Source organism: Prosthecochloris marina (assembly GCF_003182595.1).
Taxonomy (GTDB): domain Bacteria; phylum Bacteroidota; class Chlorobiia; order Chlorobiales; family Chlorobiaceae; genus Prosthecochloris; species Prosthecochloris marina.
In genome coordinates this window covers 1-8,901 of sequence record NZ_PDNZ01000016.1, presented here as the reverse complement: position 1 = coordinate 8,901, position 8,901 = coordinate 1, and the positions used below count along the sequence as shown (strand labels likewise).

General features: G+C 49.7%; 5 protein-coding genes. 4 read left to right on the top strand and 1 reads right to left on the bottom strand.

What is annotated here, in order from left to right:
• Positions 1-142: 142 nt before the first annotated feature.
• From CR164_RS12880 to feoB, 4 genes are all read left to right on the top strand, one after another.
• On the top strand, positions 143-526 hold the full coding sequence (locus CR164_RS12880; RefSeq protein ID WP_110024404.1) for a histidine triad nucleotide-binding protein: 384 nt from the start codon (positions 143-145) through the stop codon (positions 524-526).
• A gap of 109 nt (positions 527-635) precedes the next feature.
• Positions 636-3,383 carry an aconitate hydratase AcnA gene (gene acnA / locus CR164_RS12875; RefSeq protein ID WP_110024403.1) on the top strand — a complete coding sequence of 916 codons (2,748 nt, stop codon included), beginning with the start codon at positions 636-638 and terminating at the stop codon, positions 3,381-3,383.
• A gap of 134 nt (positions 3,384-3,517) precedes the next feature.
• Positions 3,518-3,802, top strand: a complete 285-nt coding sequence (locus tag CR164_RS12870) for a FeoA family protein (RefSeq protein WP_110024402.1) — start codon at positions 3,518-3,520, stop codon at positions 3,800-3,802.
• A 3-nt stretch (positions 3,803-3,805) separates the two neighbouring features.
• Positions 3,806-5,944 carry a ferrous iron transport protein B gene (gene feoB / locus CR164_RS12865; RefSeq protein ID WP_110024401.1) on the top strand — a complete coding sequence of 713 codons (2,139 nt, stop codon included), beginning with the start codon at positions 3,806-3,808 and terminating at the stop codon, positions 5,942-5,944.
• Between the two features lie 232 nt (positions 5,945-6,176).
• On the opposite strand, the gene topA is transcribed toward feoB, so the two are convergent.
• Complete coding sequence (gene topA / locus CR164_RS12860; protein ID WP_110024400.1) at positions 6,177-8,582, bottom strand: type I DNA topoisomerase; 2,406 nt, start codon at positions 8,580-8,582, stop codon at positions 6,177-6,179.
• Between the last annotated feature and the right edge of the window lie 319 nt (positions 8,583-8,901).

The window sequence follows — 8,901 nt, the reverse complement described above, 5'->3', positions numbered from 1 at the left end:
AAAAGAAACAGTTGTGTCAGGCCGAAGAACAGCAGAGAAGAGCGTAGAAGAAAGGGGAGGTATTTCGTTTTTTGCCGCTCGTATAGGTAAATTGTTGTTGGCCAGCAGTGGAATCGGCAATCATCATCAAATTCAAAACGGTATGGCAAATTCTGACCCGAACTGTCTTTTCTGTAAAATCGTGAGCGGTGATATTCCCGCCGATATTGTCTATCGCAATGAGCATGTCCTTGCTTTCAGGGATATCAACCCCGCTGCCCCGCAGCATCTTTTGATCATCCCTTTAAAGCATATTGCATCCCTGAATGACCTCGTCGGAGACGAGGATACCATCATTGCCGGGCAGATCATGCAGGCCGCGAAGGTTGTTGCGAAAGAGGCTGGAATTGGGGAATCAGGCTACCGGCTTGTCTTCAATACCGGCCCGGATTCTCTACAGAGCGTTTTTCACATTCACGGTCATCTTATCGGTGGGGAAAGAATGGGGTGGCCTCCATTTCCGGGGGCTTCGGTTGAGCATGGGTGATTGCTGATCGGAGGGCGCGCTGACAGCAAGCAAAAAAGTTTTTTCGCCTGTACGGATTCGGGTAGGTACTATTGATTCAGTGAGTCAGCTTTAACGAGGAGAGTGACCTATGAATACACGCAATGATGCATTTGGTGTTGTCAGAAAGCTGAATCTTTCCGATGGAGAGGTACGTTATTACTCGCTCGAGGCGATCGAGTCGAAAGGCCTCGGTGCTGTTTCAAGCCTGCCTAAAACCGTCAAGGTGCTGCTTGAAGCTGTTCTGCGTAACGTAGACGGGTATTCGGTTCGAGAGGACGACGTTGCCGCCCTTGCAGGATGGAATGCTCAAACCCCGGCGGTTTCGGAAATTCCGTTCAAGCCTGCCAGGGTTGTTCTTCAGGACTTTACCGGGGTTCCTTCCGTTGTCGATCTTGCCGCTCTCAGAGAAGCCTGCCGGAAGTTTGGAAAGGACCCTGCCAATATCAATCCTCTCATTCCCTGCGATCTGGTCATCGATCATTCGGTCCAGGTCGATTATTATGGATGCTCAGATGCTCTGGAAAAAAATCTCGGCAAAGAATTCGAGAGAAATTTCGAGAGATACGCGTTTCTGAAATGGGGGCAACATGCGTTTGATGATTTCCGCGTCGTTCCTCCCGGAACAGGAATTGTTCACCAGGTTAATCTCGAGCATTTTGCAACTGTAGTCCGACGGAGCGAAGGTATGGCTTTCCCGGATTCCCTTGTCGGCACAGACAGTCATACAACCATGATTAACGGTCTTGGGGTGCTCGGATGGGGGGTGGGAGGAATTGAAGCTGAAGCGGTGATGCTCGGTCAACCGATTTACATGCTCCTGCCGAAAGTGGTTGGTTTCAGGCTTACCGGGGAACTTGGTGAACGGGTCAATGCCACTGATCTGGTACTTACAGTGACCGAAATTCTCCGCAACGAAGGTGTTGTCGGTTGTTTCGTCGAATTTTTCGGTTCCGGCCTGAATAGTCTTTCTCTGCCGGACAGGGCGACCGTTGCGAACATGGCGCCGGAATACGGGGCGACGGCAGGATTCTTTCCTGTTGATGGCGAGACGCTTGATTATCTCGCCATGACAAACAGGCAGGAGCATGTCGAGGTGGTCGAGCGTTACAGCAAGGAGCAGGGATTATGGCATGACTATGGTCGCGAGACAAGGTTCAGCAAAGTTCTGGAGCTTGACCTCGGAAATGTTCGTTCCTCCCTTGCCGGTCCGAAGAGACCCCAGGACAGAATTGATTTCAGGGCGATGCAGTCCCAGTGGAAAAGGGATGTATACACCGTTTATGGAAAACAGGCAGCCAACGGGGGCAGCAACATGTCTTCAGAAGGAGGGATAGCACAGCAGGAAAGTGTTGATCCCGGAAGGTACGGCATCGAGGCTGCGATGGACGGAAAGATATTCAGTCTTCAGCATGGAGATGTTGTTATCGCTGCCATAACATCCTGTACCAATACCAGCAACCCTGCAGCGTTGATTGCAGCGGCTTTGCTTGCAAGAGCTGCCCGAGCAAAAGGTTTGACGGTAAAGCCCTGGGTGAAAACCTCGTTTGCACCAGGTTCCAGAGTTGTTATCGACTACCTTCAGGCCGAGGGGTTCATGGAAGACCTCGAGGCTCTCGGTTTTGCCAATGTTGGTTTTGGTTGTACAACCTGTATAGGCAACTCCGGACCATTGCCGGAAGCGGTTGCAGAGGCTGTCCGCAAGGGTGATCTGGTTGTCGCAGGTGTACTGTCCGGAAACCGTAACTTCGAAGGCAGGATCAATCCTCTTGTGAGGGCGAATTACCTTGCCAGCCCTCTGCTGGTTGTGGCCTATGCGCTTGCCGGTACGGTAAACTTTGATTTTGACAGTACACCGATCGGTACGGACTATGAGGGATGCGACGTCTACCTCCGTGACCTCTGGCCTGATGATAGCGGGGTTGAAAAACTGGTTGACACCATTATCCGGCCTGAGTATTTCAAAGAGCGCTACGCCGAAGTGCATCTCGGTACGGAACAATGGCGCTCGATTCGAACAACGGAGCAAGAACTGTATGAATGGGATCCAGCTTCAGGGTATATAAAAGAACCACCCTTTTTCCAGCGGATAGGTTCTCAGCCGGCTCGCCTGCAACCGATCACCGGAGCGCGTTGTCTCGCGCTGTTCGGAGACAGTATCACGACGGATCACATCAGCCCTGCAGGTGCGATTCAGCCTGATCAACCGGCCGGGAAGTATTTGCTGAAGAACGGCGTGGATGTGAAGGACTTCAACAGTTTTGGCTCGAGAAGGGGGAATCATGAGGTGATGATGCGGGGAACATTCGACAACATCCGCGTCAGGAACAGGCTGGCTCCAGAAACCGAGGGCGGTTTCACCACCTGTTTTGCCTCATCTGATGCAGAGCCGCAAATCATGACGATTTTCGATGCATCCCTGAAGTATAGGGAGGAAGGGGTCCCTCTTGTTGTCATTGCCGGAAAGGACTATGGTATGGGCAGCAGTCGTGACTGGGCGGCTAAAGGGACATGGATGCTCGGGGTACGAGTGGTCATTGCAGAACGTTTTGAGCGTATACACCGTTCCAACCTTGTCGGCATGGGTGTGCTGCCTTTGCAGTTCCTGCCCGGCCAATCTCCCGCTGCGCTTGGTATTTCAGGCAAAGAGGTTTTTGATATTGTTCTTGATGAGACGCTTGAACCGGGTTCGGCTGTTTCCGTGACCGCAAGGGAGCTCCGGAGTGGTCGGAAAACCGGTTTCAGTGTGCTTTGCCGAATCGATTCCACCGTCGAGATCGACTACTACCGTAACGGAGGGATTCTGCACACGGTTTTGAGGAAAATTGTGGGCAAGTGAACCCCGACCGTCAGCTCTTTGTTATTCCTATGAACGGCTCTTTTTTCAAAAAGAATTATTCTTATATTTGTTTTCCTATTGATAATTGATCTAAATAAGTGCTCTTGGCTTTTTTTAGGAGAAATATTTGAAGCATGCTGTTGTCTGATCTGAAAGTTGGAGATAAAGCGGAAGTTACGGGACTGCTGGTTGAAAGCGGCGTCAGGAGAAGAATTCTTGATATGGGGCTTGTAAAAGGCGTCCGTTTTAAAGTGTTGCGTGTTGCCCCGCTCGGGGATCCGATTGAAATTGTTTTCAAGGGAGTTTACCTCACACTGAGAAAAAATGAAGCTGCCGGGGTGCAGGTTGAAAAGACAGGGGAAGTGGGTGACGGAAGGCCTATGGGGAACCAGAGAAGCCGGTGGAGGTTCGGGAGTTAATCCATGAGAGATCTGAAAGAAGTAAAAGTTGCTCTTGCGGGTAATCCCAACTCAGGTAAGTCCTCTCTTTTCAATGCACTGACTGGTTCTCACCAGAAAGTTGGAAACTTTTCCGGTGTAACGATAGAAAAATATGAGGGTTATGTCGATTACGGGGGGTACAGGATACGGGTCGTCGATCTTCCCGGAACCTATTCACTGACGGCGTATTCTCCGGAAGAGCTGGTTACAAGAAACTACCTGATTGAAGACGTTCCGGATATCGTCATCGATGTGGTCGAAGGACCGAATCTCGAGAGAAATCTGCTGCTCACCACCCAGCTTATGGAAATGGAGGTTGAGCTTCTGGTTGCACTCAACATGTTCGATGAGGTGGAGGCACAGGGAATCGATATCGATGTCAAACAATTGCAGCGTCTTCTGGGTTGCCATATCGTACCGACTTCTGCGAAGAAAAAACAAGGTCTGGATTCTTTGCTCGATCATGTTATCCGGATTTACGAAGGAAACATCGAGATAAGGAAAAACAAGCTTGCCTTCAGACCTGAAGTCGACAGTGCTATAGAAGAGATAACACAACTGCTTGCTCATGAACCTGAGCTCGGCAAATATAACCTTCGATGGCTCGCAATCAAGCTGCTGGAGAACGATAAAGAGGTGTACAATCTGGTTAGGCAGTATCCTGTCTGGGTAAAAATCGAACGGGCACTTCAGCATGCTATACAGGAAACCGAGGCGGTTTACAAGTCAGATCCGGAAATCAGTATTACCGAAGACCGTTATGCGTTCATACGTGGTGCCATGCAGGAATGCGTGAAGCAGCGCCGTGAAAAAAAGCAGTCGCTTACGGACTATATCGATCTTGTTGTGCTGAACCGGGTACTTGGGCTCCCGATTTTCCTGTTGGTGGTGTGGGTGATCTTCCACATGACATTTACTCTCGGAACGCCGATAATGGATTGGCTGGACGCCCTTTTCGGCATGCTTGCCGAGAGTGTTTCTCCTTTGCTCCCGAATGATACGCTGAGGTCCGTACTCGTTGACGGAGTGATTGCCGGAGTGGGTGGCGTGCTGATCTTTCTGCCGAACATTATCCTGCTCTTTATCGGCCTTTCGTTTCTCGAGGCATCAGGGTATATGGCCCGTGCAGCCTTTGTCGTCGATAAGGTTATGCACCGTTTCGGGTTACACGGGAAATCCTTTATTCCGATGATTACCGGGTTCGGCTGTTCGATTCCGGCAATCATGGCTACGCGGACGTTAAAAAGCCGCTCCGACCGGCTGGCGACAATCATGATTATTCCTTTTATGAGCTGTGGCGCGAAACTTCCGGTCTACGTGCTCTTGGCCGGTGCTTTTTTTCGGCCGGCGGTTGCGGCAAATGTGATGTTCGGTATTTACATGCTCGGAATCATTATCGGTTTGTTTTCAGCTCTCATCATGAAAAAGACCATTCTGAAAAGCGAGTCGGAACCTTTTGTCATGGAGCTGCCCCCTTATCGCTGGCCGAGCCTGCGATCCGTTCTGGTACAAGCGAAGACCAAGGCCATGATGTATCTCAAAAAAGCCGGAACGATTATCCTCTTTGCTGTGCTTCTTATCTGGACGTTCAGCAACTATCCGAAAAATCCCGAACTCGATGCCGGGCTCGAGCGTCAGATTGCTGAAATAGAGCAGACAATCATCGATGAAGAGCAGAAAGAGCGGGCGATCATCGAGGCTGAAAACAAGGTCAACGCCAGTCAGCTTGAATATTCAATTGCAGGCAGGGCGGGAAAACTGCTTGAACCGGTCATACGTCCCCTTGGTTTTGATTGGAGGATCGGGGTGGCTCTGGTGACAGGGCTTGCTGCAAAAGAGGTTGTGGTATCGACGATGGGAACGATCTACTCTCTTGGCGAGGCTGATGAGACATCGCCGGAACTGAAAACCATTCTCAAGAACGATCCCGGTTTTGATGAAGCGACAGCTTTGAGTCTTATGGTTTTTGTACTGTTGTACATCCCCTGTGTTGCAGCTGTCAGTGTCATGAGAAAAGAGATCGGGGAGTGGAAAGCGGTTGCTATCTATGGTGCTTATGCGTTGACGGTGGCATGGATCTTTTCATTCATTACCTATCGTCTGGCTCACCTCCTGCTGTAGGAGCACCTCTATTAATTTGTTTTGCGCAACCTGATTACTTCGTTAGGCGGTGCTCGAAGTCCTCATGTATTGGTATACACTCCGGTTTCTGCGCGCCGTCCGCCTCGTACTCATTTGCTCACGACAATGAATAGAGATGCCATGAGGATTATTTAATGAGCTAATTACTATCAAACCTTTGGGGACGGAACAGGGTAAGGAGATTGTTTCTGTTGCGGCAGCTTCCAGAATACTATCTTTCTTCTGCAGGCTTCTCCTGTTCCTCTCCGTTGTCGATTTCGACAAGGCCGTTTTCCTCGGCGCGGGCGATGATGTCATCGATACTCATCCGCATGTCCACTGGCGAGCCGTCAACCATGCGCAGGGTAACCAGCGGATGCTTTGCCTGATGCTCTTCCATTACTTCCTGCCAGTGTTGCTGAATCGAGGGATCAAGTTGGCCCCATGCCTGCCTTCCTCTGCATTTCGGAAACTTTGAGCATCCAAGCCACAGTCCTCTTTTGCCGGTTCTCAGGTAAAGCGGTGCCCCGCATTTCGGACAATCGAGATCAGTTTCAAGGGGCGGTGTCTTTGGCGGTTCGATTTTTCTTTGTTTGTCGAGCTTCAGTATGGTGTTGCATTTCGGGTAATTCGTACAGGCAAGAAACGGCCCAAACCTACCGTTTCGCAATACCATTCTGCCGTTGCTGCAGCCGGGGCATCGTATGCCGGTTTCCGTTGGGCGAACTTTTGCCGAAGCTATCGGTTTGATGTTTCTGCATGACGGGTAATTGGAACATCCAAGAAATTTTCCGCTGGCAGTCCACTTTATCACCATCTTTCCTTTTCCGCATTTGTCACAGGTTTCGGCATCGTGGTTCTGCGGGAGAAGGGGATCGTTTTTTCTGACGCTCAGTGCGGTTTCAAGAGGTCTGTAGAAGCTGTCGAGGACCTCTTCATAGTCATCTTCTCCGGTGGCGACCTTGTCAAGCTCATTTTCCATGTGGGCTGTAAACTTGACATTGAATATATCCGGGAAGTTAGCAACCAGAATGACCGAAACATCCCTGCCGAGTTCAGTCGGGATGATCTTTTTCTTCTGCAGCTCGACATAGCGTCGATCCTGGAGTGTCGAGAAGATACCGGCATAGGTAGACGGGCGTCCAATGCCGTAGTTGTCAAGTTCCTTGACGAGGCTCGCCTCGGTATATCGGGCTGGTGGCCGGGTGAAACTCTGTTTTTTCTCCAGGTCGTCCAGATTCAGCGTTTCATTGACCGAGAGTTTTTTGGGAAGCTGAACGATCTGCTCTTTTTCCTCGTCGTCGCGTGTAGATTTTCTCGCTTCGTAATCGAGCTCTTTCTGCTCGTTGTATACTTTCAGGAAGCCGGGGAAAAGCACCTTGCTGCCGCTTGCGCGGAACAGGAACTGTTGCTCGTGATCGGAGACTTCAACGCGAGTCTGTTCTATCTTTGCCGGAGCCATCCGTGATGCAAGAAATCTTTTCCAGATAAGAGCGTACAGTTTGAACTGGTCAGGAGAAAGGAACTGCTTCATGGTATCAGGTGTGTGTGAAACCAGAGTGGGCCTTATGGCTTCATGGGCATCTTGCGTTTTTTTGCTGTTTTTCGCTGCTTTCGTTCCTCCTGTATACTCGGTTCCATACTGCTGAGTGATATACCTCTCCGCCTGTTCGACCGCTTCCGAGCTGATTCTTGTAGAATCGGTTCTCATATAGGTGATCAAACCTGTAGCACCTTCTGCACCGATTTCGATTCCTTCGTAAAGCTGCTGTGCGATACGCATGGTTTTTTTCGACCCGAATCCAAGCTGATTCGATGCAGCCTGCTGCAGAAGTGAGGTCGTGAACGGCAGGGGAGGTTTACGTTGCTGGAGTTTCGGGGTGATTGCCGCTACCCCATATATTCTCGAAAGGATGGCCGAAGCGGTTTTTTCAGCTTCTTTCCCATTGTTGATTTCGGCCTTGTTCCCGTTTATTTTAACCAGCTTTGCCGAGAATGTTTCCCCTGTCGCCGTCGTGAAATCGGCAATGATGGTCCAGTACTCTTTCGGCTGAAATTTTTCAATCTCGTTTTCGCGTTCACAAATCAGTCTGAGGGCGACGGACTGTACTCTTCCGGCTGACAATCCTCGCAGCACTACATTCCAGAGAAACGGGCTTATTTTGTAACCGACGATTTTGTCAAGACCCTGACGGGTTTGCTGTGAACGGACCAGGCGGTAATCTATTTGATGAGGATGCTGAATTGCCTCGACAATGGCCTTTTTGGTTATCTCGTTGAACAGGACACGGTGAACGGGTTTACGGGTAAAGTCAACCTCGTTTGCGATATGCCAGGCAATAGCTTCCCCCTCACGGTCGGGGTCTGTAGCGATGAGAATGTCGCTGGCTTCTCCGGCAAGCTTTTTCAGCTGCCTGACTACTTTTTCTTTACCGGCGATAACTTCATAGCGAGGCTCGTAGTGGTTGTCGAAATCCAGACCGATCTCCTTTTTAGGCAGATCCTTGATATGGCCGACCGATGCAAATACCATGTAATCTTTTCCAAGATATTTGTTGATGGTTTTGGCCTTTGACGGGGATTCGACAACAATAAGTGTTTTGTCTTTTGCTGACGAGGTTGCTGAAGAAGAAGCCATTGAGAAGCCTTACAGGTGATAAAAAGGTTTCATTGAAAGCACTCTACGATGTAATAGAGCCACACCGAACTTTGGAAAAGATAGGGGTTGGATTGCAAAAAACAAATTTTGCTGAGCGGAGTGCCGCTGCAGATGTGTAAAATGATAAGGGATAAAAATTACTTTTTATACTTCATGAGAGGTAGGATGTTTCTGTTATTGATTGTTGTTTCATCCATTGAAGGAAAATGAATCCACTGTCGGAGTCTGTGAGATAAAGTGTGTAAACGGTCATAGTTTCCTATCATGTAAAAAGGAGAACAGCTATGACCAGAAAAAA